24 protein-coding genes and 1 rRNA gene are annotated in these 26,006 nt (G+C 39.0%); 7 read left to right on the plus strand and 18 right to left on the minus strand.

Annotated elements, in window-relative coordinates; all coding sequences use genetic code 11:
• A 16S ribosomal RNA gene (locus ACE198_RS01675) occupies positions 1-98 on the minus strand; the annotation flags it as partial.
• Between the two features lie 579 nt (positions 99-677).
• On the opposite strand from ACE198_RS01675, the gene ACE198_RS01680 reads away from it, so the two are divergent.
• Positions 678-1,169: a staygreen family protein gene (locus ACE198_RS01680; protein WP_375374494.1), complete on the plus strand. Its 492-nt coding sequence runs from the start codon at positions 678-680 to the stop codon at positions 1,167-1,169.
• Between the two features lie 141 nt (positions 1,170-1,310).
• Here ACE198_RS01680 and ACE198_RS01685 read toward each other — a convergent pair whose 3' ends face one another.
• Positions 1,311-1,508 (minus strand): hypothetical protein, encoded by a 198-nt coding sequence (locus ACE198_RS01685; protein WP_375374495.1) that lies wholly within the window; start codon positions 1,506-1,508, stop codon positions 1,311-1,313.
• 971 nt (positions 1,509-2,479) lie between these two features.
• On the opposite strand from ACE198_RS01685, the gene ACE198_RS01690 reads away from it, so the two are divergent.
• Together ACE198_RS01690 and ACE198_RS01695 are read left to right on the plus strand one after the other, a co-directional pair.
• The gene (locus tag ACE198_RS01690) at positions 2,480-2,701 is read left to right on the plus strand and encodes a helix-turn-helix domain-containing protein (protein ID WP_375374496.1); all 222 of its coding nucleotides are present in this window, start codon (positions 2,480-2,482) and stop codon (positions 2,699-2,701) included.
• Positions 2,702-2,947: 246 nt separating this feature from the next.
• Positions 2,948-3,451: a competence protein ComK gene (locus tag ACE198_RS01695; protein WP_375374497.1), complete on the plus strand. Its 504-nt coding sequence runs from the start codon at positions 2,948-2,950 to the stop codon at positions 3,449-3,451.
• Between the two features lie 354 nt (positions 3,452-3,805).
• Here ACE198_RS01695 and ACE198_RS01700 read toward each other — a convergent pair whose 3' ends face one another.
• From ACE198_RS01700 to ACE198_RS01710, 3 genes are all read right to left on the minus strand, one after another.
• The gene (locus ACE198_RS01700) at positions 3,806-4,645 is read right to left on the minus strand and encodes a YitT family protein (protein ID WP_375374706.1); all 840 of its coding nucleotides are present in this window, start codon (positions 4,643-4,645) and stop codon (positions 3,806-3,808) included.
• 278 nt (positions 4,646-4,923) lie between these two features.
• Entirely contained in the window at positions 4,924-5,868 is a 945-nt protein-coding gene (locus ACE198_RS01705) for an ABC transporter permease (RefSeq protein ID WP_375374498.1), read from the minus strand.
• The gene (locus ACE198_RS01710; RefSeq protein ID WP_375374499.1) at positions 5,865-6,809 is read right to left on the minus strand and encodes an ABC transporter ATP-binding protein; all 945 of its coding nucleotides are present in this window, start codon (positions 6,807-6,809) and stop codon (positions 5,865-5,867) included. The genes ACE198_RS01705 and ACE198_RS01710 overlap by 4 nt, the downstream gene beginning before the upstream one ends.
• A 568-nt stretch (positions 6,810-7,377) precedes the next feature.
• Here ACE198_RS01710 and ACE198_RS01715 point away from each other — a divergent pair.
• Together ACE198_RS01715 and ACE198_RS01720 are read left to right on the plus strand one after the other, a co-directional pair.
• The gene (locus ACE198_RS01715; protein ID WP_375374500.1) at positions 7,378-8,229 is read left to right on the plus strand and encodes a putative phage abortive infection protein; all 852 of its coding nucleotides are present in this window, start codon (positions 7,378-7,380) and stop codon (positions 8,227-8,229) included.
• Between the two features lie 40 nt (positions 8,230-8,269).
• Positions 8,270-9,613, plus strand: coding sequence for a putative bifunctional diguanylate cyclase/phosphodiesterase (locus ACE198_RS01720; RefSeq protein WP_375374501.1), 1,344 nt, complete (start codon positions 8,270-8,272; stop codon positions 9,611-9,613).
• A 269-nt stretch (positions 9,614-9,882) separates the two neighbouring features.
• Here ACE198_RS01720 and ACE198_RS01725 read toward each other — a convergent pair whose 3' ends face one another.
• Complete coding sequence (locus ACE198_RS01725) at positions 9,883-10,167, minus strand: HNH endonuclease (protein ID WP_375374502.1); 285 nt, start codon at positions 10,165-10,167, stop codon at positions 9,883-9,885.
• A gap of 349 nt (positions 10,168-10,516) precedes the next feature.
• Here ACE198_RS01725 and ACE198_RS01730 point away from each other — a divergent pair, with 349 nt between their 5' ends.
• The gene (locus tag ACE198_RS01730; protein WP_375374503.1) at positions 10,517-11,452 is read left to right on the plus strand and encodes a hypothetical protein; all 936 of its coding nucleotides are present in this window, start codon (positions 10,517-10,519) and stop codon (positions 11,450-11,452) included.
• Positions 11,453-11,736: 284 nt separating this feature from the next.
• Here the strand turns inward: ACE198_RS01730 and ACE198_RS01735 are convergent, their stop codons facing one another.
• The 11 genes from ACE198_RS01735 to ACE198_RS01785 all read right to left on the minus strand — a co-directional run bounded on the left by ACE198_RS01735 (position 11,737) and on the right by ACE198_RS01785 (position 23,874).
• On the minus strand, positions 11,737-12,945 hold the full coding sequence (locus tag ACE198_RS01735; RefSeq protein ID WP_375374504.1) for a DUF3298 and DUF4163 domain-containing protein: 1,209 nt from the start codon (positions 12,943-12,945) through the stop codon (positions 11,737-11,739).
• A 798-nt stretch (positions 12,946-13,743) separates the two neighbouring features.
• Positions 13,744-14,271, minus strand: a complete 528-nt coding sequence (locus ACE198_RS01740; protein ID WP_375374707.1) for a chromate transporter — start codon at positions 14,269-14,271, stop codon at positions 13,744-13,746.
• Positions 14,271-14,843, minus strand: a complete 573-nt coding sequence (locus ACE198_RS01745; protein WP_375374708.1) for a chromate transporter — start codon at positions 14,841-14,843, stop codon at positions 14,271-14,273. The genes ACE198_RS01740 and ACE198_RS01745 overlap by 1 nt, the downstream gene beginning before the upstream one ends.
• Before the next feature lie 22 nt (positions 14,844-14,865).
• Positions 14,866-16,476, minus strand: coding sequence for a gamma-glutamyltransferase family protein (locus ACE198_RS01750; protein ID WP_375374505.1), 1,611 nt, complete (start codon positions 16,474-16,476; stop codon positions 14,866-14,868).
• A 94-nt stretch (positions 16,477-16,570) separates the two neighbouring features.
• On the minus strand, positions 16,571-17,578 hold the full coding sequence (locus ACE198_RS01755; RefSeq protein WP_375374506.1) for an ABC transporter ATP-binding protein: 1,008 nt from the start codon (positions 17,576-17,578) through the stop codon (positions 16,571-16,573).
• Positions 17,575-18,549, minus strand: a complete 975-nt coding sequence (locus ACE198_RS01760; RefSeq protein ID WP_375374507.1) for an ABC transporter ATP-binding protein — start codon at positions 18,547-18,549, stop codon at positions 17,575-17,577. Before ACE198_RS01760 ends, ACE198_RS01755 begins: the two co-directional genes overlap by 4 nt.
• A gap of 18 nt (positions 18,550-18,567) precedes the next feature.
• A complete protein-coding gene (locus tag ACE198_RS01765; RefSeq protein WP_375374508.1) occupies positions 18,568-19,398 on the minus strand; it encodes an ABC transporter permease in 831 nt (276 codons plus the stop codon).
• Positions 19,398-20,351 carry an ABC transporter permease gene (locus tag ACE198_RS01770; protein ID WP_375374509.1) on the minus strand — a complete coding sequence of 318 codons (954 nt, stop codon included), beginning with the start codon at positions 20,349-20,351 and terminating at the stop codon, positions 19,398-19,400. The genes ACE198_RS01765 and ACE198_RS01770 overlap by 1 nt, the downstream gene beginning before the upstream one ends.
• A 34-nt stretch (positions 20,352-20,385) precedes the next feature.
• Positions 20,386-21,945 (minus strand): ABC transporter substrate-binding protein, encoded by a 1,560-nt coding sequence (locus tag ACE198_RS01775; protein ID WP_375374510.1) that lies wholly within the window; start codon positions 21,943-21,945, stop codon positions 20,386-20,388.
• Positions 21,946-22,056: 111 nt separating this feature from the next.
• The gene (locus ACE198_RS01780; RefSeq protein ID WP_375374511.1) at positions 22,057-22,776 is read right to left on the minus strand and encodes a FadR/GntR family transcriptional regulator; all 720 of its coding nucleotides are present in this window, start codon (positions 22,774-22,776) and stop codon (positions 22,057-22,059) included.
• Positions 22,777-23,094: 318 nt separating this feature from the next.
• The gene (locus ACE198_RS01785) at positions 23,095-23,874 is read right to left on the minus strand and encodes an MFS transporter (RefSeq protein WP_375374512.1); all 780 of its coding nucleotides are present in this window, start codon (positions 23,872-23,874) and stop codon (positions 23,095-23,097) included.
• Positions 23,875-23,954: 80 nt separating this feature from the next.
• On the opposite strand from ACE198_RS01785, the gene ACE198_RS01790 reads away from it, so the two are divergent.
• The gene (locus tag ACE198_RS01790; protein ID WP_375374513.1) at positions 23,955-24,935 is read left to right on the plus strand and encodes an LCP family protein; all 981 of its coding nucleotides are present in this window, start codon (positions 23,955-23,957) and stop codon (positions 24,933-24,935) included.
• A 99-nt stretch (positions 24,936-25,034) separates the two neighbouring features.
• Here ACE198_RS01790 and rfbB read toward each other — a convergent pair whose 3' ends face one another.
• Positions 25,035-26,006: a dTDP-glucose 4,6-dehydratase gene (gene rfbB, locus ACE198_RS01795; RefSeq protein WP_375374514.1), complete on the minus strand. Its 972-nt coding sequence runs from the start codon at positions 26,004-26,006 to the stop codon at positions 25,035-25,037.

The raw sequence follows: 26,006 nt of genomic DNA on the forward strand, positions 1-26,006 counted from the left end.
ACCCGTCCGCCGCTAGACTCCGAAGAGTCTCGCTCGACTTGCATGTATTAGGCACGCCGCCAGCGTTCGTCCTGAGCCAGGATCAAACTCTCCAAGAAAGTTGATTAGCTCATTTGTTACGTTGGCTCGTGTTCTTCATATTAATAGAAGAAACACGATTAATATTGTTTGTTTGCACGATTTTGTTTGTTTAGTTTTCAAAGAACAATTTCGTTTGTCAGAAGCGACATTTGTTATTATATCTAAACGCTATTATTATGTCAACATAATAATTCGTTTTTTTGTTATCACTTTCAACTGATTAAGCCACCGCTAAAAGCAACTTTTATATCATAACACCTTCTGTTTACTTATACAACAAAAATTTTATCTTTTTTTAAAAGGTCCTGTTATAACTGAATGGTAATTTCAATGTGTTTAAAAAATAACCGGAAAAATTCCGTTTAAATTGAGAAATACCCATATTTTCATGAAAATAACGGAACTTTTTCCGCTTAAATGACCAAATCTTTGGATTTTGGTCTAATTTAGAGCCGATAAGCGGAAAATCTCCGCTTATATCTGCTTCATAAGCCCCTCTATATACAATAGCAGGAAATTCTCCGCCTATGACCTCTCATCTCATCCCCTACACGAGAATCAACAATGAATAATAACAGAGGAATGAATAAATTCCAATGAACATAATGATAAAAAAACTGATGGGAGTTGATGGCTTGGCCCATTTCATTCCAGAAAAACTATCTGTTGTATATATGGATGGTGTTACTGCTACGGAACCTGTGATCCCAAGATATTACACACTAACCCACTCTGATTTAACGGGTGAGCTATTTTTAGCCATTGGAAAGCAGTATGCCTGGGATAAAATCAATCCTTTGCGGGATGAGGTATTAGGGGAATGGAAAACAAATGGAATTTCCTTATACTACTGTGTTTATCTATATATAGATCAAGGACAACTGAACGAAAATGTATCAGCCAAGCGCACGGAAATATTTAGGCGTGAATTACCGCTTGCCCTAACAGCGATTCGATACGGCGATCGTTTTTTATTCGACACATATTCCAATCTAGATCATGCATCCATAATCGTTCATTTCATGTCCGCCTACCCTCAATTTGCCAAACAAGAAAATTGGGGGAATTTCCGAAGTTATTCCCTTTAGTACGTATAGCCCCCCTCTGATACCCAATTAGATCCAAGGGGTACTTGCATCGAATGCGGTGTCAGGCACCAGTATAAGAACCGCCTCATTGATGAGACGGCTCTCTATATTGATCGGTGAAGTTCCTTCTTTAGATACAACTTAAAATGCTTTATTCGGTTCGTATGAGGGCTGCTGATTTTCTGCCTGGTATTGTTGACTCTTAGCTAAACCTTCTTGGACATTCTCATCTAATGAAAATTCTGTATCACCTTTATTAAATTGATTGGCTTGATTTTGAGCTGCAATTACCTTTTGTTGTTCACCTTTGACTCCATTCGAGGTTCTTTCATTATTCATTATATTTCTCTCCTTTGTATTAAAGACATAATTTTATTGATATACCAAAGGCAGATTAATTATTCATTCAACAGAAAATATGGACAACCCGCCTCTTTATAGGAAACGGTTTAACATTTATCATCAAATTTCCCTATTAATTAAACGATTGATTAAAACGGCTCCGCCCCTTGGTACATATGCCTTAACCCTGCATGCTCCAAAAATAAATTGTAGATAAATAACAAAAAATTTGTAGCTTATTAGCGAAACGTCAATATATGACACCGTTTCGACTAAATAACAAAAAGGCTATACTAATCAAACGTTTGATTGAAACCGCCACAAGGATTGATGTATAAGAATCTCCCTAGGAAAGTTAGCACAAAGAATGTCGATAAGAATGAAACCAATTCACAGGAAATAACCCTCTATTCAACAAAATCAGATAAGTTTCTCTTAAACTCCCATAATTCTTGTAACCTTATATATACAAAAGATAAGTAGACTTTAACATTTTAATAGAGATAACATTGTAATATTCTACCATTACCCATCTCATTCGAAGCCATCTTGAAGAAATGAAACTATTAAACAACATAGATTGTTTCCCTTGGCAACTATCTCTAGTGCAAAACTCTTCTCCCCCGCCTGCTTAGGTGTTTTTGCATTTTTAAGTAATCCTACAAAAGAACAAAATAAACACTCGGGTTCGATGTTATTAATTATTATTATCACTCTTCTTAAAGTATAAATTTATTATAGCAAGAAACCTTTTCTAGTTACTTTTATGCCCCTTACACCTGATTTTTTTCGACTAGATTCCCTAATCCACCTACAAATTACCCACACATTCGCCTAAATATGACAAATTTAGTAAAGTTATCAACACTATCCACAAAATAGTTAAAATGAACCGCTTTTGTGTTCGCCTTGTTTATTTATATATGTTAGCTTTTGTTTAGGTATTAATAAGGGGGTGAATGAGACAAATGGGGAAAAAGGTTGTTGTGAAACTTCATAGTTTACTAGGTAAGATGGGTATTTCAATGCGAGAATTATCCCGTAGATCAGGTGTGAGATTAGCGGCACTTATTGAGTTGGCCAATCACCAGAGACAAAATATTAACTTTAAACATATAGAGCAAATCGCTGAAGCACTTGGAATAGACGATATTCGTGAAATCGTAGAAATAACAAATATTGATGAATAAACATTTTCTACACTAGAAAAGTCATGATGGCTTGAATATACGATTTTCCAATAGATAAATGAATCCATTATAAACTACAGACTGAATTATTTCTTAAAAAAAACAACAGATCATCCAACTTCTGAATGTCCCGCATCAGATAACATCTGGTTTAATGTAAAAAAGTGAAGAATATTCACAGGCTGCCTATAGTTGTAAATCCATTTTTGAAGGTGCCCTGTTAAACCAATTTAGGGAGTTGAAATCTTGTTTATTCAAAAAGAGTATATTATCAATCCGCATTTTATGTATATGGCTGGTCAGTATGATCGAAACGCTAAGCTTTGCACAATTGTTACGGAACTGAATAGAACTTTTATCGTAGACAAATCACCTCTAGAAATTCTAAATGATAGTATTAGATGCATTGGCTTTGATTTACGGGGTGCCATGGAAACAGCCAAATTTCTTCTTGGTAATAAATATATGTGTCCGATCATGGTTAATCCCATACATAGAATTTGTGTTTTTCCTGATAAGTCATCAAAACATAACGATGCGATATGGTTTAATCCCATTCATATCACAAGAACACTCAGCTCAAATCAACAAGCAATGGTAGAGTTTGCGAATGGACTAACAATAACAGTTCCTATGAAACTTTATTCTTTTAACCATAAACTGCAAACGGCCGACCAATTCAGGAAAATGATGCTTGGTTTAGAACAGAATCCCTTTTCCTTTAAGAAGGACCCTCGAAAAGGTGCATAATGTTCACCTATAGACATTGAGATTGAGATACTATTAAGACTTAAATTGGAGACTGATATTAATGACGATGACGATAAAATTGAAGATATGTGATGATTGTGATTATTTATGCAGTAATTCAGCAACAAAATGCCAGATGTGCGGAAGTACAAATTTAGTAAATGGAACTTTTACACCAATAATAGTGCCTCAAAAAAGCGATAGGGACAAGTTTAATAAAATAATTAAGGAGTTTAATATTAAATATGAGGAATTAACCCGGTAAATTCAGTGAAAATCCCCTCCACATTGCGTGAAGGGGATTTTACTCTAAGAGTTTTATCTTGCCATGATATTAGCTGGTTTTTCGCATGATTATGATTTAGAAATATCAATAAATCCTTCTCCAAACACATCTCGAACATCATGGATAGCGATGAAAGCAGTCGGATCTGTAGCTTGAACAATACGTTTCAGCTTTATTACTTCTTGCTTACTTATAACAATATAAAGAATTTCCTTTGGGGTTTTTGTGTAATAACCATGACCCGAGTATACAGTCACCCCTCTATCCATTGATGTTGTCACCTGTTTGGCAATATCATTCGGTTTATCAGAAATAATCGTAATGGCCTTCTTTGGATTTAAGCCTTCTATAACAAATTCCATCACTTTCGTTCCTACATAAAGCATAATAATGGTTAACATCAGCTTTTCTGCACCAATGATAAAATAAGATGAGAAGGCAACAATTAGATCAAAAAACAATAGGCCATAACTAATGCTCCATCCTAAATACTTTTGGGTAATCCTTGCCAAAATAGTCGTACCTGCTGTTGTTCCGCCCACTCGAATGATTAAACCAATTCCAACACCTACAAATACTCCGCCAAAAATTGCATTCACCATCAATTCATTAGAAGCAATACTCCAGCTTTCTGTTAGATGTAGAAAAAGCGAATTAAGGACTACAGCAATAATCGTATAAACCGTTGTGATCTTATTCAAAAATTTATAACCAACTATTAACAAAAAGGCGTTCAAAATTAAGCTGACTAAACCTGGGGACCACCCGAATAAATAGTATGCAATAATTGTGATACCAGTTACCCCGCCTTCCCCAAGCTCATTCGGAATAACAAATAAATTAACACCTAACGCAAAAAGAAATGCACCAATAATGATAAAAATAATGTCGGTCGATGTATTTTTCAGATTTAAATTATCCATTACGCTCTGTACCTTTTCCCTCTCCCATTGTATCAAGTAAATTTGTATTTTCTTATTTTATCAAGAATCAATAATGAAGGCTCTGTTTCCCCCAAAAAAACAAGCGCATTTCCCTTTTTGAGAAATACGCCCTTTCAATTAGTCATTTAAACGACATCATAACACAGTCCCTTTTGAATAATCAACCAACACCAAGCATTTTGATACTACAAGGAGGAGAGTTTTTAGTTCAATTCCATCTTTTCAACAGTCGTTTTTATCTCTTATATACTAATATCTCTCTTCTGGAAAAATACGAAAGTCAGGATCATAAAAATCGCATAATACACAGCCAAGATAACCAGTGAAATCGGTAGGGTAATATCCCCCAAAATCTTATCCTGCAACGCATAAATGGTTAAATCGAGATGCGGGAAAATTAAATATTTTGCCCACTCGTATTTTTCTGCAAGAAGCACAATTAATCCGCCCAAGGTGGAAGACACAAACAGGACAAAGATACCAATTCCCACCGCCAATGCCTGACTTTTAAATAAAGTGGAAAGCATAAAGGCAATGGCCGTTATAACCAACAAACTTGGAAGGTAGTAGGCAATCTTAAGGAAGAACTGTGGACCGACTTCTGCCACCTTCTGCCCATCTATTGCCATCTCAAAGATTTTCGCAGTAAAGTCCCCATTACCAAATATAATGATACCAACAAGATATCCAGCAATAATAAGTGTCGTTACAAGAATAAGCGAATAGATAATTAATGATAGATATTTGGACATAAGGATGGCCCATCTCTGATGCGGTCTGATTAACAGCTGCTTAATCGTTCCATCTGCAAATTCAGAGGACACACTGGCACTGCAAACAATCACCGCCAGCAACGTCACCAAAGTCGTCACGCCAAATACAACATTATTCATAAAATGCCAATTACTGACGGAATTTGGGTTAACGGTTTCATCCAGATATTTCTGCTTTTGTTCAATTTCATCAGTAATAAACTGTTTTTCTTCATCTTGTGCCGTTTTTGCATTCTGCTGCAACTCAGCAATCTCAGCCTTCATACCCGCTTTCCAATTCGGATCGGGTTCACCTGATACTTTATTGTAGATAATTCCCCCCACAATGACTGCGAGTACTAGGATGATTAGATAAATCCAGCTCGATTTTCTTTGAAACAATTTCATAAGTTCATTACGAATTAAAGCAATCATTGCATGACACCTTCACTCTCTCTAACTTCTTTGTTTGTTATTTCTAAGAATCGGTCTTCCAGTGAAATGGCTACCCTGCTAATGCCATAGACATCGATATCCTTTGAAATTAACAGCTTATTAATGGTACTAATAGTAGCCTTTTCTATATGGACTGAGAATTGGTCGTCTGCAAGAATCTTGATATCGGTATCAGCTACTTCTTCTCTCAGCACATCTATTGCTTTTTTGCTGCTGCTTACCTCAAAAATGACTTCTGTCTTTTCGTCTTCTTCCATCGTTTCTTTCATGGAAGAAATATGGATTAGTTTACCCTTTTCAATAATGGCAAAACGATCACACATCAGTTGCATTTCAGCTAAAAGATGGGAGGATACCAGAACTGAAATTCCCTCGTTTGCAAGAGTGCGTAAGTAATCTCTAAATTCTCTAATTCCTTGAGGATCTAATCCATTTGTAGGCTCATCGAGGATAAGCAGTGATGGGTTATGTAATAACGCTTGGGCCACTCCTAGCCTTTGTCTCATTCCAAGAGAATAGGTCTTAACCTTTTGGTTAATAGCATCTTCTAATTTTACTAACCTAGCAACTTCCATAATTCGCTCATCTGACACTTCTTTAATGGCCATATTTGCATAATGCTTTAAATTCTTGTACCCACTCATATACTTGTAAAATTCAGGATTTTCAACAATTGCCCCAATTTCACTCATTGCCTTTTTAAATTGTCCATCGAGGTTATGGCCATTTACACGAACCTCTCCATCTGTCCGTTTGATCAAACTGACAATCATACGGATAATGGTTGTTTTACCCGCTCCATTTGGACCCAAAAGACCAAAGATTTCCCCTTTTTTTATACTAAAGCTAACATCATCTACTATCTTCTTCTTGCCTATTAGCTTCGTTAACGATCGTACTTCTAAAGAATTTACCCCCATACGTTCCTCCTCTTTCTTGTAAAAAGAAAATCTTCTTTATAGCCATTTTAAAAAATGGTCTAACATTAGTACGATATAAAAACCAAAAAGTTCCATATTTACATAAATTTAAGTTTCTGTTTTCCTTTCCTATACTGAAACCCTTCGTCCATTTGAACAATCCTACCCTATTTTTCAGCAAATTTCCTTATTAACCAAACGTTTGATTAAAACAGCTTCATTACTTGGTACATATGTCTCGAAGATGCTTAGGATAAAAATAATTTGTAGAAAATTCACAAAAAATTAGTCGCTTTTTAGCAGAAAGTCAAGATACGACACCCTTTCGACGAAATAACAAAAAGGCTATACTAATCAAACGTTTAATTGAAACAGCTGCAAGTACTGAATGATATGAATTCCCCTTCATAGGAAGCAAGAAGATTGTCAAAACGCGTTTGAAAATTCCGCAGGAAATAACCCATCTTTCTACAAAAACAGATGGGGCCCTTTGAAACCTTTTGTACTAGAAATCTCAATACGGACATAGTATTAAATAATAATTTTACTAGAAGGAGGAAACTGGGATTTGGTAAAAAGACCAACAGAAAACAATAAACAAGAAAACACTGAGGACGGGGTATCTCACAAAACGGAAACTCTAATGATTTTGTCCTCAATTTTTATAATAGTTTGGACAATCTTCACTATATTTTTGACCATCGGAAACTATATGCGTAACAAGTTAACCTTCGGTGGGGACCTTGGCCAAATAGGGGATTTCTTCAGCGGAACTTCCACACCTATCTTAACCTTTCTTGCTGTATTATTTGCTTACTTCGCATTTAAAAGTCAAGGAGAGCAAATAAGACTTCAAAAAGATCAGGCCGAAACCAATAGAATTGAAACCACTTTTTTCCAATTGTTAGATTTACATAATCAAATTGTCAAAAGTATGGAGTATAAGTATAAAGGGGGAAAAGAAACTGGGAGAGGCTTTTTTAAAGTAGCATATAAAGATTTGCTAGAAATTCATACTAAAAAAGGGAAGGAAAGATTCTATAAGAGTGATATTTCCTCTAGCATGAAAGACCTTGATTTTAAACATAAAGAAATTCTTCCTCACTACTTTAGAAATCTTTATCAGCTGTTTAAGTGGATTGATAAAAACAAAGATCATTTAAAAGAAAAAGGGTGTGAAGAATTTATTGATTTTGTACGAGCTCAATTATCACACCATGAAATCATACTATTATATTTCAATGCCAACTATATGGATTCTGAATACGGAACTAACAGTTATACAGGTGTAGATACCGAGCAAAAGTTCATTAATATACTGAATAAGTACAACTTTTTTAAAAAACATGAAAATGAAGATGCGGATTCCATTCTCACACAATTTAAAAAAGATGTAGAAAACAAACAAAACACTAACTAGCTGTCTAGATATGAAAAAAAACTAAAAGTGGATGATATAAATGGACCATATTAATAAAATTTCTAATACTAAAACACTTTACGAACCATCTACAGGGCTGCCTACAAAGGATCTTCTCCTAGATCGATTCAAGATGAATATGGCTTATGGCACCCGGTTCGGGATGTCGACCGCCGTTTGTTATCTACGTATTCAGTTTCCAATTGAATTGTTGCATAATGAAGATCAAAAATTCGAAAACCAATTACAAAAATTAATCGTTAGCCGCTTAAAAAAATGTGTACGAGAGATTGACACTATCGGGGTGGTTAATTCCACTGATTTTATTATACTCTTAACAAATGTTAGCAAAGAGGAATGCACTGACATTCTTGAACGATTGATTAGTCACATTAAGGGCGACTACACCATTAAACAACGGACCGTTACCATCAAAATAGCTATTGGGACAAGCATATTCCCCTACGATGGCCGCACAACTGAACAACTCATTATGTTAGCTCAAGCTCAGATGTATGAAGTAATAGCCCTAGGCAGCAATTCCTATCGTATCTATAGGGGTGACCTCCATAACCAGGCCTACCGAAAAGCAAGGATTGAAAATGACCTGCGCTATGCGGTTAAACACAATCACTTCACCGTCCATTATCAACCACAAATCCAGCTAGACAATCTAAAGGTAGTGGGTGTAGAAGCACTAATCAGATGGGAACATTCAGAGCTCGGGGACATCAAACCTTCTGAATTCATTCCGATAGCGGAAACTACAGGATTTTCCAATGAACTCTTCTATTGGCTATTTAGAACTGTATGCAAACACATTAAAGAGCATCTTGTGGATACCTATTTAAACACCATAAAAGTGTCTGTCAACATCTCTATCCATCAAATACTAACACCTAACTTCGAAGAAATGGTCTGCCAAACCCTTCATGATTTTGGCCTCAGCTATGAATGCATCACTTTTGAAATCACCGAAAGTATTAACCTTTATAACCTAGAAGTTGTAAAAGTTAAACTATTAAACTTGAAAAACCTCGGTTTCCAAGTCGCTATCGATGACTTTGGTTTTGGATATTTCTCCTTTTCCGATCTACTGGAATTACCTATCAATATAGTAAAATTTGATAAAAGGTTTGTTAGGAGTTTAATAGACAACAAAAAACTCAACCATGTCATTTCTCCAATCATTGAAATGTCACATAACCTTGGATTAAAGGTGGTCATTGAGGGGGTTGAAAGAGTTCAAGACTTCAAAGAATGGCAAGAACTGAAATGCGATATCATCCAGGGTTACTTTATATCCAAGCCTAAAATCGTTAATGATTTACTCTCTACTATCGAAAAAATTAATCATGACTTTTCTAGCAAAAATAAAGAGTGATAAGCCCGCACCCTATGTATTCACATCATAGGGTGTTCTACTTTTAGCGAACCCCAAAGACAGGATTTAGCTCCTGTTTGCCCATTCCTAAAACAAATATTTAATTAAAATCTACTATATTTTTATAATTGGGAGTTTAACTTAGGTTCGGCATTTATTATAAAATATATATACTCTTGACTTAATTGCCATTATACGCTGACCTCAATTCTCACCTCCTTGAATGAGTTGAGCCTGATTAGTCGTTTCTCTGTTATATTAATTAGGTTTTAACTATTGAGGTATGGCAATAGTTCTTTAATTTTTCTCTCTGCTAATTTCTTAGCTTCTTCAATATCCTTGAACCTTCCGTAATATGTACCTTTTACATTTACAATCCAATCTTGGTTAGTTTCATCCCAAGAAACTCCTCTGACACCGCTTTTACTTCCTGTTCTTGCTCCTTGCCTGTTTTGTTGATTCTCACTGATAGTTGCATTCATTAGATTACTTTTTCTATTATCTAAAGTATTATGGTTTCGATGATCTGTGACCATTCCCTTGCGGGTGTTCATAATAAATCTATGTAAATATATTCGTCCTTCTAGAGTATTGGCAACTGCGTAAGGATCCCCGTTCCCTTTGAAATAGAACCATGTATCAATTTGAACGTCCTGGTACCCAACAGTTAAATTACTTTTCCTATGATCTAGCTGGGTTATTTATCAAAATGGGAAAAGATTTCTATTCCCTATTACTAGTTCGAAAGAATACTTAAAAATTCCCCCTATAGACACATCATTGTTGAATAAGATAAAATAGGTATTAGGACATAGGCGAAAGTATTCATATGTTTATATTTCTGGTTTACAAATTAGTCAAAGAGTAGCTGAGAATGGTTACTCTTTTTTGGTGGAGCGATTAATGGTAACAAACGAGATTGATATAGATAAAGTATTGGGGGAGCAACAGATGATGAAAAAGATAGCAAAGTTAGTAACAGCAGGAACATTTGCACTAGGATTATTCGCAGGAGCTGGAATAACAAAATCAGAGGCAAGTACATTAACAAAACCTGCAGGCTCAAATTTCTTTAAGAGTGCTTCAAATTCATCAACGAACTACTACATGGTTCAAGATTATAAAGGTACAACAGTTCGTGCAAAAACAACTGCATCTGTTGCTCTAACAGCATACAAAGAAAACTATTCTTATGGATCTGTATCTTTCGTAGACTATGACAAAGTATCAAAAACAACCTATAAAACTACTGTAAGCACTCAAGCTTACACAAAAGCAAGTAAAAATGCCAAACTAACTGCACGAAACTATAAAGGAAAAGTTATCAACGTAAAAATACCAACTAAAAATGATATGACAAAGTATACTGCCAGCTGGTATAAGGACTCATTTAAATATACAACTTATGTGAAAGTTAAAGGGAAATGGGTAAAACAAACGAAGACCGCTACAGTATATGTACCTGCTAAATATGTTAAAGGATACACTTCGTCTTCTTGGGTAAAGAAAACTAAAAAAGTGGATAAAGGCTTCTTCTATACTCCAGCAGCAACTAACGGAGTAACCTTAGCAGAGTACAACCAAATCGAAATTGGTATGAGCCTAGATGATGTAGAAGCAATTACAGGGGAAAAATTCACGTTAATTTATTCTTCATCTTGGGACGAAACAATATACAATGATGATTATTCCGAAGAGATTGGAAAAATAGTTCACACAGACGCATCATATACATGGGATTATAAACTTGACACTGAAACTGAATATATTTGGAGATATGTTGATTTAGACTTCGAAGATGGTAAGTTAACTTATAAATCTCAATATGGCTTAAAATAAGTGGCGAAGGGTTCATTCCCTTTATAGCTCTTAACAAATTGAAGAACTTCGCTTATCAATCTTTAATTCTTCACGAGCGCGGCTCAGGGCGTGAAACGGGATTTACCCTACACTTCAGGAAATATTTTTTGTAACATCAAACCCTACCTCTTTTAAAAAGGGAACCTTGCTGGGTATCATTGAAAGATCAGAGTGATCGCTCAATACCCACAAATGGAAAAGTCCCTGCAGGAAGCCTTCGCAGGGACTTTTTTTTGCCTATTTATTAGGGTCTACTTCATTTGTTAAAAATCAATATGAAATGTCTTTATGATTTTAGGAACAACATTCTTGATGAATTCATTGGCCTGTAAATTATTGGGCGGGATATCTGCAACGGAATACGAAAAAACAATCTCACTTTTTTGAGCTAGTTTTACCTCCGCTCCAGCATTTAATGAATCCCAAATTTGTTTTTCGTACATATGGAAACTAAACAATAATTGTTTATCAGCAGAATTAAAATATACATTGATTTCAGACATCCAATTATGATTCTCCGAGTATTCGGCTCTTTCAAATATCAATCGACCCATCCATTCTTTAGGGACTGAAAAATGATAGCCTTCAGAAACATAAAGGATAGTGGAATCAACCGGTTGTGAAATATTAATCCCATGACTCTTGAAAAATGCATTGTTTAATACACTTTGAATATCAGAAAAAGAAAGATGATATTGAAGCGTACCATCAGCGTAAGAGGCATATTCATAAGGGGGAAAGTACATCATTAAGCCTTCCTTCATTAAATAAACCTGTTCTAAATCCTCAGAACTAATTTGTTTAAATTCTCCCATCACTTCAAGCGTATGCAAAACATCTTGTTTTAGGACGATTTCGCTAATGATTTGTTTGGTTTGTGGCGAACCATTAAACAATTCCTTTGGCTCCACAATCCTGCCCTTATCCAAGTCAACCAAGATCGGAATGCGTGCTGGCATCCCATGTGCAGCGCCACTAGGATAATAATATTGATCATACACAAAGCTGATAAGGTGGTCATTCTGATAAGTGATTTTGTATTTTGAATCAAACGATGACGGCGCACTTGGATCATAATTAGTCATTTCGTTTTCGGCAGCTGCGGTCGCTTTTTTCTTTAAGATATCATTAATTTTCGCTTGTGCGATTTTGTCTTTCATGCCATTGATTTGTGGATAAATAATGTTGATAATGGGGGTTTCTTTCACAATGGACTCATCGTGAATGGTAATCGTTAGATGGGTAGTTCCCGGTTGATTATTAGGTTTTACATCATCATTAGTATTTTTTCCCGGCTGAACAGAAGGTTTTTCTTCCTGGGTGTTTGGTTTTTCTGTTTCACCGGCAGTTTTGTCTGGTTCCTTTTCCTCCGTTACCTTCGGTTCTTCTGAAACAGTTCTTTTTTCCATACCGCTGCATCCTGCAGCAAAGAAAACAACCAATGCAACGGCCATGATCCACTTTAATTTCATCCTCTCACTCCCTTTATGGTCCATTACAAATCAATATAGCAAGGTTCCTATTCCCTAGATTATGAGAGTTCTTCCTTTTCATGTTAAAGGGACGATGTAATTTATTTCTCTTCATGACCTTTAAAGAGGCTAGAATCCACCACAAGTACTGTTCCAATGGTCACCAAAAAAATAGCCCTCAAGACTGTTCAAAAAACAATCTTAGAGGGCATCCGGTATATTATATAAAAGGGGGGGTGAAAAAAGATTGTCTTTATAATAGCCTCTAGAAAACCTTTGTTCTTCTTAGCCCTTCGGCTTCCACCACCGGAATTACTTTTATTTAGGAATTTTTTTGTATATAATAGACATACAATAAAAAAGAGAAGTGCTGCTAACACTTCTCCATGCAACCTCTACCGTTAGGGTGATGGTTGTTAAAGTTGGTTATTTGAGCGAACCACCCTTTTGCTTACGGCGCAGGGTGGTTTTCTTGTTTTCTAGAACGGTTTTCCGAAAGAAATACGCACTAACTTCACGCAAAATTCCTTTCAAATATCGGGTAGTGACAGGAACCTGAATTTATTAAGACCATTCATTTTGTGAAAGTATTTCTAACATGCAGAGGGAGTCTCTTTCTATTATAATTACTTCACCCATTACATAATTCAACACCTTTCCCTTTGTTCCTCCGAATTTCGATAAATATTTAAATCAATTAAAGGACTTTAAAGGTGGAAGGACCTGCCTTCCACCTTATTTCACACACTTCATCGCGTTAAACTTTAGCTGAGTGGGGCTCTGACCCCTGAATTGCGATCACAAATTAATCGCCCCATATACAAGTGCAGCAAATACGATGATTCCAGGGTGTACTTTCACTTTCTCCATTAATAGATAACTGCCTATTCCTAAGAATAGAATGTGCCCTATTCCGATTTGGAAGTAAGATTCATAGAATGATTGAAAGGTCATCACTCCTAGAAGCACCGCAATGGTCGGTTTGACGTAAAGCGTCATCCGTTTGACTTGTGGAGATTTCCTAAACTTATAAAGAAGCCCCATTAGAGTAAGCATGAGAATAAGCGACGGAGTGACCGTTGCAAATACAGCCAGCAATGAGCCAAAATAGCCGCCTACTTGAAATCCGATGTAGCCGGCCATCTTGGTGGCAATCGGACCGGGCAGAGCATTTCCCATCGCTAAAGCTTCATTAAATTCTTGTGTAGTTAACCAATGATAATGCTCTACCACTTCTTTTTGAATAAGAGGGATGGTTGCTGGGCCTCCACCATAACCTAAAATATTCGTAAAGAAAAAGGCCCAAAAGATATGCAAGTAAATCATCATATGGATAATCCCTTCTGCTTGCTCCTTTTCACAGATGTATCTGTAGGTTTTACGACAGCAAAAACTAACAGAGCCCCGATGACAATGCCGGGATGGATACCGAAGAATTCGATTAGGACTAAGGCGACAATAATGTGCAAGGTGGTAAAAAACCACTTGAGGCCTTTAATCGAACTCTGGACGAATTCCCACGTTAAGACTCCAAGCATCACAGCTACTACAGGAACAACCGCTTTTGTCATTCCTTGAACCCATTTCAAATCTTTGAACTCAATTAAGGTACTAAGCAAAATAATCATTAAGATGATCGTAGGTAATATGGTTGCAAAGATGGCGTTGATCACTCCAAGTACGCCACCCACGCGAAATCCGATATAACCTGCCATCTTGGTGGCGATCGGACCGGGTAATGTATTGGCAATAGCCAACACATCGCCAAATTCCTCATTATTCATCCAGTTAAACCGTTCGACTACCTCTTTTTGAACAAGGGGAATGGTTGTCGGTCCCCCACCATATCCAAGCATACTGCTGCGAAAAAATGCGATAAAAATGTCTCGTTGTTTCATAGATTCAATCCTTTTCTGTGGATTACCAGCTAGCAATCGCCCCATCTGTCCTTGATTCTGTTCCACCCATCAATACACCTGTTTCCGGATCCCGCCAAATAATTTGACCGCGGCCAAACGAACCTGAGTCTACCAAAACTTGAATGTCATGACCTTTCCGTCCTAATTCCTCTGCAATATGGAGTGGGAATGATTTTTCTACTTCTACTGTTTTATCACTCTTCCATTGCCATCTTGGGGCATCTAAAGCTACTTGAGGATTTAAGTGAAAATCGATCGTGTTCATAATGACTTGAACATGCCCTTGCGGCTGCATGTATCCACCCATGACTCCGAATGGCCCAACAGCTTGATTATCCTTCGTTAAAAATCCTGGAATGATTGTATGGTACGTTTTCTTACCACCTTTAAGGCAGTTGTAATGAGTAGGGTCGAGGCTGAAATCATGTCCTCGGTTTTGCATGGCAATCCCAGTACCTGGTACGACAATCCCAGAACCAAAGCCCATATAATTACTTTGGATAAACGATACCATATTGCCCTCACCATCCGCTGTAGCCAGGTACACAGTTCCTCCGCGCGGCGGTACACCTGGAGCTGGCGTGCCTGCTTCACTTCCAATCAGTGCTTGACGCTTCCGGCCATACGAATTGCTTAATAACTCTTCTGCTGTTACCCCCATATGCTTAGGGTCCGTAATATATTGCTTGCCGCAACTAAAAGCAAGCTTCATAGCTTCAATTTGTTTGTGGTACGTATCTGTTGATTCTTTTGTAGTAAAATCAAATCCTTTGAGGATGTTCAGAGCCATTAGAGCGACAATACCTTGCCCGTTCGGTGGGATTTCCCAAACATCATAGCCGCGATAGTTTACCTTAATCGGATCAACCCACTCAGGTTGAAAGGCTGCCAAATCATCTTTGGTTAAATAGCCTCCGTGAACTTCAGAAGCTGCGGCGATTTTTTCTGCAATAGCCCCTTTGTAAAAACTTTCTCCGTTTGTTCTTGTAATTTGCTCTAGTGTGTCAGCGTGGTCAAGAGACGACCACATTTCTCCGACTTCAGGTGCTCGTCCCTTTGGTGCAAAGGTCTCGAACCAAGCTTCGAACTCGGCCCCTGTACAATTTTGTTTGTATTGTTCGAATGCCCTTTTCCAAAAGCGGCCGAGTGTAGGAGAAACAGGATAGCCGTTTGTGGCATAGTCAATCGCTGGCTTCATCACATCTAGCAGAGGCAGGCGGCCAAAACGTTTTGATAATTCTACCCAAGCTGCCGGAGCACCCGGGACCGTAACAGGCACCCAGCCATACTTAGGCATCCTTTCGTGTCCATCTTCTTTTACCTTCTCGATGGAGATATTCATTGGTGCTGGACCGCTGGAATTGAGTCCGTGTAACTGTCCTTTTGTCCAAACGAGCGCAAAAGCGTCTCCGCCAATTCCGTTCGAGGTAGGCTCTACTACTGTCAAACAAGCAGCTGTCGCAATGGCTGCATCAATCGCATTTCCGCCTTTTTTCAAAATATCTAACCCTGCCTGTGCAGCCAAAGGCTGAGACGTAGCAACCATCCCATTCTTGGCATATACAACATTTCGTTGTGATCTATAAGGATAATGCAAAGCATCAAAATTCATTTGTTATTACCTCCCCTAACGCCATTGAGACGGTTCTGATGGTTCAAATGAAGTTAATAATGGCCACAAGAACCGTCTCTATGTAAATTTTCAATTAGCCGATCTTTTCTTCTTTGGTTTTAATTGTCTTCTCCTCCGTATAGAGATGACAGGAAACATGATGTCCGCTATCAATGTCTTGGAGGATGGGAATTTTCGTTTTACAGCTTTCCTTCGCGACTGGACAACGAGGATGGAAAGTACATCCTGACGGCGGATTAGCCGGACTTGGCAAATCTCCCTTAAGAATGACCCGCTCCCGCTTGGCCTTTGGATTAGCGATAGGCACAGCCGATAATAAGGCACTCGTATAGGGATGACTTGGATTGGTGAAGAGCTGCTTTTTATCAGCAATTTCCACGACACGCCCCAAATACATCACGGCAATCCGATCACATAAGTGCCTGACAACGGATAGATCGTGAGAAATGAAGATGAGCGTAAGATTAAACTCCTTCTTCAAATCCTTTAATAGATTCAAGACTTGCGATTGGATGGAGACATCAAGGGCAGAAACCGGTTCATCTGCAATTATCACCTTCGGTTTAAGGATGAGGGCGCGTGCAATCCCAATCCGCTGGCGCTGGCCGCCCGAAAAGTCATGTGGATGACGGTCTAAATGTTCTTTCCGAAGCCCTACCACTTCGATGATTTCTTCCACTCGCTTGATCCGTTCTCCTCGAGATGAACCAATCCCATGCACTTTCAGCGGCTCAAGCAAAATCTGCCTAATCGTTTTACGTGGGTTAAGCGAAGCATAGGGATCCTGAAAGACCATTTGAATATCCTTGCGCATCTGACGCATTTCTTCCTTGGACAGTTTCGCCAGATCCTTGCCATTGAACAACACTTCCCCAGCAGAAGGATCCAATAACCGCAGAATCGTCCGTCCGGTTGTCGATTTTCCACAGCCCGATTCCCCGACAATCCCTAAGGTCTCACCTGGCATTACTTGAAAATCCACCCCATCGACAGCTCGTACATGACCGGTCACTTTATTGAAAAAACCCGTTTTGATCGGAAAGTGTTTTTTCAACCCCTTGATTTCTAAAATGGGCTTCATGAGGCATCCTCCTCCGTAACAAGCCAACAGCGGCATTTATGCTGGCTTTCGATTTCCTTCAGTTTCGGTGCCTGTTGATGACAAATCTCCTTCGCAAAGCTGCAACGGGGAGCAAACCGGCACCCTTTCGGCATCTCATACGGAAGCGGAACCGATCCGGGAATGGTATTCAGATATTCCGTCTCAACCTCATAGGATGGGATAGAATCTATCAGCCCTATCGTATAGGGATGCTTCGGATTTTCAAACAGAGTCTCAACGTCCGTCTCCTCAACGACTTGTCCGGCATACATGACGATCACGCGATCACACATTTCGGCGACAACCCCTAAATCGTGGGTTATCAGCATAATGGAAGTTCCTGTTTTCTCTTTCAAATCTCGCATTAAGTCTAAGATTTGCGCTTGAATCGTGACATCAAGGGCCGTGGTTGGTTCGTCAGCAATAATCAATTTAGGATCACACGCCATCGCCATGGCAATCATTACCCGCTGGCGCATTCCACCTGACAGCTGATGGGGATGTTCCCCATAAATCTCTTCCGCTCTTGGCATCCCCACCGCCTTTAGCATCTTAACCGCTCGTTCTTTGGCCTCTCGCTTGGAAATGTTCATATGGAGAATAACGGCTTCTTCAATTTGCTTCCCTACCGTATGTAATGGATTGAGGGAGGTCATCGGTTCCTGGAAGATCATCGCGATATCATTTCCCCGAACTTGCTGCATCTGCTTTTCCGGAAGGGATATCAGCTCACGACCTTGGAAGGTTATGCTCCCTTCATTGCTGGCATTGGACGGCAGAAGTCGCATAACAGAAAGGCTGGTCACACTTTTACCGCACCCGGATTCCCCAACCACACCTAGCGTTTCACCTGGCTTTATGGAAAAATCTACACCATCGACAACCGCAACGGTGCCCATGTCTGTTTTAAATTTTGTTTTCAGATTCTTAACCTCCAAAATGGCACTCATGTTCACCTCTCCTTTCCATTATTTACGAATTCTTGGATCCAATGTTTGCTGTAATCCATCACCCAGCAGATTAAACCCGAGAACAACCAAAAAGATGGCCATACCAGGAAAAATGGTCGCATAGGGTGACTCGGTCATGATCGTTTGGGCCTGGTTCAGCATGCTTCCCCATGATGGAGTCGGAGGCTGAACACCTAATCCCAAGTAGGATAAGGAGGCTTCTGCTAGAATCCCTGATGCCATAGCAAGAGTGGATTGAATGATAATCGGATTAAGGGCATTCGGCAGAATATGACTGAAAATAATGCGAAGTTCTTTGACACCTGTCGCTTTGGCCGCATGAATATATTCCATATTGCGAAGCTGCAGCACCTGTCCTCGTGTAATCCGAATAAAAGCGGGGGCAAAACCAACCCCAATGGCGATCATCGCATTTCCGAATCCATTTCCCAACACGGCAGCAATCGCCAGTGCCAAAATAAGGAAAGGGAAAGCCTGCATCGCATCAACGGAACGCATGACCACCCACTCATCCCAGAATCCGCCAAAGTATCCGGAAAGGAGTCCTATCGGAACACCAATAAGGATAGCGATGCCCACAGATAATAAAGCCGCTTTAATTGAAATTTGTGCTCCATAAACGACTCGGGAATAGATATCCCTTCCTAAATCATCCGTTCCAAAAAGATGCTCCCCGCCAGGAGGCAATAGAATAGCGTTATAGTCTTGGGCGTTCGGATCAAACGGGGCCAATTGTTGGGCAAAAATCGCCATCAGAATCAAACCAAGAATAATTATTCCGCCTAAAACCCCTAATCCAGTTCGCAGAAACTTTTTCAATGTCTTCATTAGGAAACCCCCTTGCCCGCTTTGATTCGAGGATCGATCACGGCATAAAGCAAATCAACGACTAGATTGACACCAACCACCAATACGGCAGATACTAAGATCGCCCCCTGTACGGTTACATAATCCCGTTTAAAAACGGATTCAACGATAAGCCGGCCAAAGCCAGGAATGGAAAAAATCGATTCGGTAATCACCAATCCGCCAAGAAGTCCTGCAATCATCAAACCGGAGGTCGTGACAACTGGGATCATCGCATTGCGGAGAACATGTCCCAAAATGGTCCTTACTTCATTGAGCCCTTTGGCTTTAGCGGTCCTGACAAAATCCATATTGACTACTTCGAGCAACGAAGAGCGTAGCATTCTCATTAGCACTGCCGATTCCCTGAGACCTGTGGCCAAACAAGGCAAGATCATCGCCAGCAAATTCTGTGCTGGATTATCTGAAAAAGGAACATAGCCAGAGGCCGGAAGCCAGCCTAATTTTACGGAAAAATAAATAATCGACATCATCGCCAGCCAAAAGCTGGGGATACTCATCCCGCCCAAGGCAACAAATGTACTGGTATAGTCGAGGGCTGTTCCTCTTCTAACCGCAGCAAGGATACCGGCTGGAAAGGCAATCAACAAAGCGACCAAAAAGGTACCAAGCGTTAATTCAACAGTAGCGGGCAATCGTTGGGAAATTAGTTCAGTGACCGGAACGCGATCCGTGATTGAGATTCCAAGATTTCCTGTCAAAACATGCCCGACCCAGGTAAAGTACTGAATGACAATCGGTTGATCCAATCCTAATTCTGCGCGAAGTGATTGATAAGCTTCGGGTGTCGCCTCTTGACCAAGGATGACCCGGGCTGGATCACCCGGGATCAAATGGATCAGAGAAAAGGTTAGAACTGACACTAGGAAGAGAATCGGAATGGTTAACAGCAAACGCCTTACGAGAAATTTCATGACCTTCTCCTCTCATCGTTTTTTCAAAAAGATATTATTTCTTGTCTAATTTTTGTGTATGGATGATACCGTCTGGTATATATTCAAAGCCTGTAACTTTCTTAGAGACACCAAAACGGTTGAAATCATGGTAAATATGCACGTATTCGGATTCATCATGGACAATTTCCATCGCTTGATCATATAAAGCCTTACGCTTGGCTGGATCCAATTCAATTCGAGCTTGCTTAGCCAGCTTGTCCAATTCCGGGTTTGATATAGCGGCATAGTTGTTTGGCTGACCGGTCACGACGAAATCGAAGAAACTTTGATCTGGGTCGGGACGTCCGGACCATCCGAGCTGAAGAGCTTGGAATTTATGATTAGCCCCATTTTCCAACAAAGTACCAAACTCGACCTTTTCCAGTTCTACCTGGATTCCGTAAGACTTTAACATGTTCTGAATGACAGCTCCGAACTGTTCATTGACAGGAGAAGTGCCGATTTGTAATTTAAAACTGAATCCATCTGGTTTGCCGCCCTTGGCTAGCAGGTCCTTGATTTCTTGTTTATTTGGCTTGCTCACTTTATCCGAATCGCCATAGGCCAGGTTACCTGGTGCAAACGGAGAGTTTGCAGGTGCTCCATAGCCGTCTAGGACAACTTTTATAAAAGCATTCCTGTCAACAGCCTTATTTACCGCTTGACGAAGGTACTTATTGGTGAATGGCTCTTGTTTCATGTTCAGGTAGAACCCTTGATAAGCCATTCCGGCTTCAGCAACCACTTTGGCATTCGGATTATTATCCAATCCCTTAATTTCCTTAGTCGGAACTTCATCTACGAAATCAAGCTGGCCCGATTTTAAGTTTTGCACCGCTGCGGTTCCGTTCGTAAACACTTTGTAATGCAATTCATCAATGTTGACTTTACCATTCCAATAGTTCTCATTCTTTTTCAACGTAACATGGTCGCCATTCACATGCTCGACGAAAACATAGGCACCGGTTCCTACAGGATGATTCAAGTAATCATCGCCATATTTCTTCACCGCTTCAGGAGATACGATCATTCCTGAGCGATCGGTAAGGATCGAAATAAACGGAGAGAATGGTTCAGATAGTTCAATCTTCACCGTTTGCGGATCGACGACATCTACTTTTTGGACAAAATTCATTTCATTCTTACGACGGGAATTGTCTGCTTTATCTCGCTCGATATTGAACTTTACAGCTTCCGCATTAAATTCAGTACCGTCATGAAACTTGATTCCCGTCTTTAATTTAAAGGTATACACCTTCCCATCCGGAGAAACCTCATAGGAATCGACTAGGACAGGTACAATTTTCCCATCCTTGTCCAGGTCAAAGAGTTTATCATAGATGCTGTTTTGAACTTGGCGATCGACGAGCGCATTGGATTGGCTAGGATCTAAGCTTGGCGGATCCGCTTTAAGACTGATGTTAATCACTTTTTTGCCAGTAGATGTGGTAGACACAGACTTTTGAGCGGAATTTCCAGTTGATGCAGATTGATTCCCGCTGCATCCGGTCATGGCGATCATCGATCCAATAATAGCTGTTGCAAATGTAAATCGAGTCTTTTTACTTAACATACTTTCAACCCCCATTTATGATTTAATTTTTATTAATAAACAACTATACAAAATCTGAAATATATTTATTTTCTGAAATTTTAAACTAAAAAAATAGTTACCAATAAGTTCTTATTGTTGTTCTGTTTTCTCCCGCTGCTGTTCTTCTCTCTCCCATTTTTCATGCAGCTTTTCATAACGAATGGCTACGTCATACAAATGTTCCCTCATCATTTGTCTCGATAATTCAACATTATGATCTTTGATTGCCCGATAAATTTTCTCGTGGAATTGAATAGTCGTTAATTTATCAGAAATCAAGAGCATTTCTCTTTTGGCGGAGGTAAGAAAATCAGTGATAGATTCATAAACTTTCATCAATACCTGATTTCTTGTTGCATGGACAATGGCCTGGTGAAATCTTTGGTCCGCTTCGAGAATAGGTAAATTCATTTGGATCGCTCTCTTCATCATTTCCAGGGATTGCTCCATTTGAACAAAGTCCTCTTCTTTTGCCACTTCTGCTGCTTTCCCGCAAATTTCAACTTCAAGCATCAAACGAAACTCCATGAGTTCTCGGGAACTTTTCGGATCGAGCAGTGCGGACACAACATGCTTGTGAACCATGTCGCTAAAATCCGTTTTTTTGACAAATACGCCAATCCCCATTCGCTTCTCCAAAACCTGCATATCCACCAGACTATTTAAGGCTTCCCTCACGGATGAGCGGCCTACCTTTAATGTTTCCATCAGCTCCCTTTCCGAATGCAGTTTATCCCCTACTTTAAACGTACCCTTCCTAATTTCTCCCAAAATATATTCCGTTACAATACTACTAACTTTTTTCGACATGATCAGCACCCCATTCGTTTTACTTGTCTTATGTATATACCTGTCTTATGCGTCTTACATGTCTCACCTGTCTGATGGGTTGGTTTCATTTTATTTAATATTCCAACTATTATCAATGGTTGAATACTACTAATATTTTATTGCGTATATCAGTCTAAAGACACAGGAGTGTCCGGGAGTACCAAGGGAACGGTTCACATGGTTCCGCAGGATTGCTTTAAAAGGTCTCAATGAAGTAGCTTTATAATAAACTATTAATCTTCGACCAATATCGGGCGATGACAATGGCTCGGGATTTTTAACCCTCACTAATCATCTTTATTTCGTTACGACATTACCTTTTAAGATGAGCAAATCTTTTTTATACATTAAAAAGAATAGCCCGCATATTGCTGTAATAATTTGTGTGCCCACTAATAGATAAAATCCACCTACAAAGTTATTCCCTCCTAGACTTCCAATAACCACTCCCATTATTGTAGGCATAAATGCCGAAACTAAGTTCCCTATGCCATTTACAATTCCATATGTACTTCCTACACTTCTAGCATCAGACAAATTTTGAACCATCGTCGGAATTGCTGGACCTTGTATTCCCCAAAATCCATTAGCCAAAATCAAACCGATTGCTGTAATGATTGGGTTTGTGGATATGATGGCCGTTGTTACAGAAAGAGCCGTGCCCACTCCACCAATTACGAATAAAAGAGTCAATTTTCTTGTGGGTAAGCGATCAAGGATATATCCTCCAAGAAAACCAGTGCCTATACTTATCACAAAAGGTAGAGAAGCGATCATTCCCATTTGTTTTAAAGAAAAGTGTTTCTCTTGCAAAAGATAAGAAGGTAACCATGCACTTGAACCCCATAAGTAACTTAAAGTTGCGATTTCAATAATTAGAATCCAAATCAGTCCCGGTGTCCTAAATGCTGTAGACATAGTACCAATTAGCTGCTTGTGCCTCTTAATTCCGCTATTATTCGCGGCATCAAAATTTCTATTATTTTTACCTGGCCTGCGGATGAATAATAGCTCTGGCTCAAATGAATATGGACAAATACAACCGCGTTCCTTCCAATTAATTAATATTGAATCCAATATCCAAAAACAGTAAAATATTTTTATGACTATTAACCTAGTTAATTTAGAGGAAACTCTCTACCAATATCGGAGGAAATATGAAAGAAAAAGGCAAAAAAAATAAATGGAAAATCGTAGGATTTAGCTTTTTGGGTATCCTTTTACTCGTTATTGCTGGCGTAGGATACGGATATTATCAATTACAGCCAGATAATCATTTTACATCCGTTCCCGTTGTAAATTCTGGGAACAATGAACAGCAAGTAAATAAGAGTGTAGAGATAAAAGAACCTGTTTTTAATTTGTTATTAATCGGTTCCGATGAAAGAAAAGGTCAAAAGATAGGGCATTCTGATTCAATGATGCTTGTTCATGTGGATTTAACGAAGCATAAATATGATGCAATAAGCATTCCACGTGATACCCGTGTCCATTTAGATGGCTATGGATATACCAAAATTACGAGTGTCCAATATATTATGCAGGCAACAAAAGGGGCCAAAAAAGGGATAGAGGCTGCTGTCAACGCAGTTGGAGAATTAACCGGTGTTCCGATCAATTATTATGTAGAAACCAATTATGGCGGCTTTCAAGCGATGGTTGATGCGGTTGGTGGTATTGATATGAATGTCCCATTTGATGTTAAATTAACCCATCCTTGGTATAAGGAAAATAAAAATAAAGTAATAAGTGCAGGTACACATACTTTAGATGGAAAAATGGTCGCAGAGGTTGTCCACGAACGCTATTCTCTAAAAAGCGGAGAGTATGGCCGTCAAAAACTCCAAGAAGAGGCACTAAAAGGAATTGCTAAGAAAGCTCTAAGTCCAAGTAATATCAATAATCTGCCTTCACTCGTAAAATCTATTCCTAACTTTGTAATAGCAAGCAATATGTCAACTTCCGATATGTTAAGTCTTGGACTTGCAGCAAAAGACTTTGAACCAAATACACAATTGGAATATCATCAGATTCCTGGTGTTGGAAAAAGAATGTATGATGACATTTTAAAGGCTAATAACTATCAACTGGTAATTGACCAGGATAAAATCAAAGATTTAATATCCACTCACTTTTAAAATACGATTTAGCTATAAAGTTTACATCAAAGGAGAACTGATTTCAGTTCTCTTTTGATTTTTCCGTTAGATGGCTGGATATTCGGTAATTCAGCAACTTTACCTGATCCGACCCCAATTGTTATTTAAATACCAGTTAATAGTTTGAGAAATACCAGTTTCAAAAGTAAAAGTAGGCTTCCAGCCAAGCTTCTCTATCTTCGCAGGATCAATAGCATAACGTTTATCATGCCCCAACCGATCCGTTACAAATTCAATTAAATCAACCGACCTCCCTAAGAAACGAATGATTGTCTTTACCACTTCTAAATTACTCCGCTCGTTATGCCCGCCAATATTATAAACTTCTCCCGTAACACCTTTATGCATGACAAGATCGATGGCTGAACAGTGGTCCAGGACATGGAGCCAATCCCGGACATTCTTTCCGTCTCCATATACCGGAACCCTTTCATTATTTAGAACCCTAGAAATGGCCATTGGTATCAGTTTCTCTGGGAATTGATACGGTCCATAGTTATTAGAGCATCGTGTAATATTGACTGGAAGTCCGTATGTTGCATGATAGGCTCTTACTAGCAGGTCTGACGATGCTTTACTTGCACTATAGGGACTATTGGGCTGCAATGGGGACTCTTCTGTAAAGAACGTAGTTGGATCAAAGTCCAATTCACCATATACTTCATCGGTCGAAACATGGACAAACTTCTTAACACCCACCTGCAGAGCCGCATCTAATAACACTTGAGTCCCTAAAACATTGGTCCAAACAAAGATACTCGGATCAGCAATCGATCGATCGACATGACTTTCCGCTGCAAAATGTATCACATAATCAAACTTCTCTTGTTCAAACAACGAAATGATCACCTCGCGCTCCGTGATATCCGCCTTAATAAAATGATAGTTTCGTCTCCCCTCGATATCATGATGCTTTGTTATATCACCGGCATAGGTTAATAAATCAAGATTATAAATATCGTATTGAGGGTATGTATTCATCATATAATGAACGAAATTCCCGCCAATAAACCCAGCTCCGCCAGTAATCAGTACTTTTTCCCTTCTCAC

Source organism: Neobacillus sp. KR4-4 (genome assembly GCF_042136325.1).
GTDB lineage: Bacteria > Bacillota > Bacilli > Bacillales > Cytobacillaceae > Neobacillus.

What these genes read in the sequence shown, in the direction of transcription:
- ACE198_RS01680 (WP_375374494.1), top strand. Translation starts at nt 678, where the DNA reads ATGAACATAATGATAAAAAAACTGATGGGAGTTGATGGCTTGGCCCAT.
- ACE198_RS01685 (WP_375374495.1), bottom strand. Translation starts at nt 1,508, where the DNA reads ATGAATAATGAAAGAACCTCGAATGGAGTCAAAGGTGAACAACAAAAG.
- ACE198_RS01690 (WP_375374496.1), top strand. Translation starts at nt 2,480, where the DNA reads ATGGGGAAAAAGGTTGTTGTGAAACTTCATAGTTTACTAGGTAAGATG.
- ACE198_RS01705 (WP_375374498.1), bottom strand. Translation starts at nt 5,868, where the DNA reads ATGATTGCTTTAATTCGTAATGAACTTATGAAATTGTTTCAAAGAAAA.
- ACE198_RS01710 (WP_375374499.1), bottom strand. Translation starts at nt 6,809, where the DNA reads ATGGGGGTAAATTCTTTAGAAGTACGATCGTTAACGAAGCTAATAGGC.
- ACE198_RS01720 (WP_375374501.1), top strand. Translation starts at nt 8,270, where the DNA reads ATGGACCATATTAATAAAATTTCTAATACTAAAACACTTTACGAACCA.
- ACE198_RS01725 (WP_375374502.1), bottom strand. Translation starts at nt 10,167, where the DNA reads ATGAACACCCGCAAGGGAATGGTCACAGATCATCGAAACCATAATACT.
- ACE198_RS01730 (WP_375374503.1), top strand. Translation starts at nt 10,517, where the DNA reads ATGGTAACAAACGAGATTGATATAGATAAAGTATTGGGGGAGCAACAG.
- ACE198_RS01735 (WP_375374504.1), bottom strand. Translation starts at nt 12,945, where the DNA reads ATGAAATTAAAGTGGATCATGGCCGTTGCATTGGTTGTTTTCTTTGCT.
- ACE198_RS01740 (WP_375374707.1), bottom strand. Translation starts at nt 14,271, where the DNA reads ATGATTTACTTGCATATCTTTTGGGCCTTTTTCTTTACGAATATTTTA.
- ACE198_RS01745 (WP_375374708.1), bottom strand. Translation starts at nt 14,843, where the DNA reads ATGAAACAACGAGACATTTTTATCGCATTTTTTCGCAGCAGTATGCTT.
- ACE198_RS01750 (WP_375374505.1), bottom strand. Translation starts at nt 16,476, where the DNA reads ATGAATTTTGATGCTTTGCATTATCCTTATAGATCACAACGAAATGTT.
- ACE198_RS01755 (WP_375374506.1), bottom strand. Translation starts at nt 17,578, where the DNA reads ATGAAGCCCATTTTAGAAATCAAGGGGTTGAAAAAACACTTTCCGATC.
- ACE198_RS01760 (WP_375374507.1), bottom strand. Translation starts at nt 18,549, where the DNA reads ATGAGTGCCATTTTGGAGGTTAAGAATCTGAAAACAAAATTTAAAACA.
- ACE198_RS01765 (WP_375374508.1), bottom strand. Translation starts at nt 19,398, where the DNA reads ATGAAGACATTGAAAAAGTTTCTGCGAACTGGATTAGGGGTTTTAGGC.
- ACE198_RS01770 (WP_375374509.1), bottom strand. Translation starts at nt 20,351, where the DNA reads ATGAAATTTCTCGTAAGGCGTTTGCTGTTAACCATTCCGATTCTCTTC.
- ACE198_RS01775 (WP_375374510.1), bottom strand. Translation starts at nt 21,945, where the DNA reads ATGTTAAGTAAAAAGACTCGATTTACATTTGCAACAGCTATTATTGGA.
- ACE198_RS01780 (WP_375374511.1), bottom strand. Translation starts at nt 22,776, where the DNA reads ATGTCGAAAAAAGTTAGTAGTATTGTAACGGAATATATTTTGGGAGAA.
- ACE198_RS01790 (WP_375374513.1), top strand. Translation starts at nt 23,955, where the DNA reads ATGAAAGAAAAAGGCAAAAAAAATAAATGGAAAATCGTAGGATTTAGC.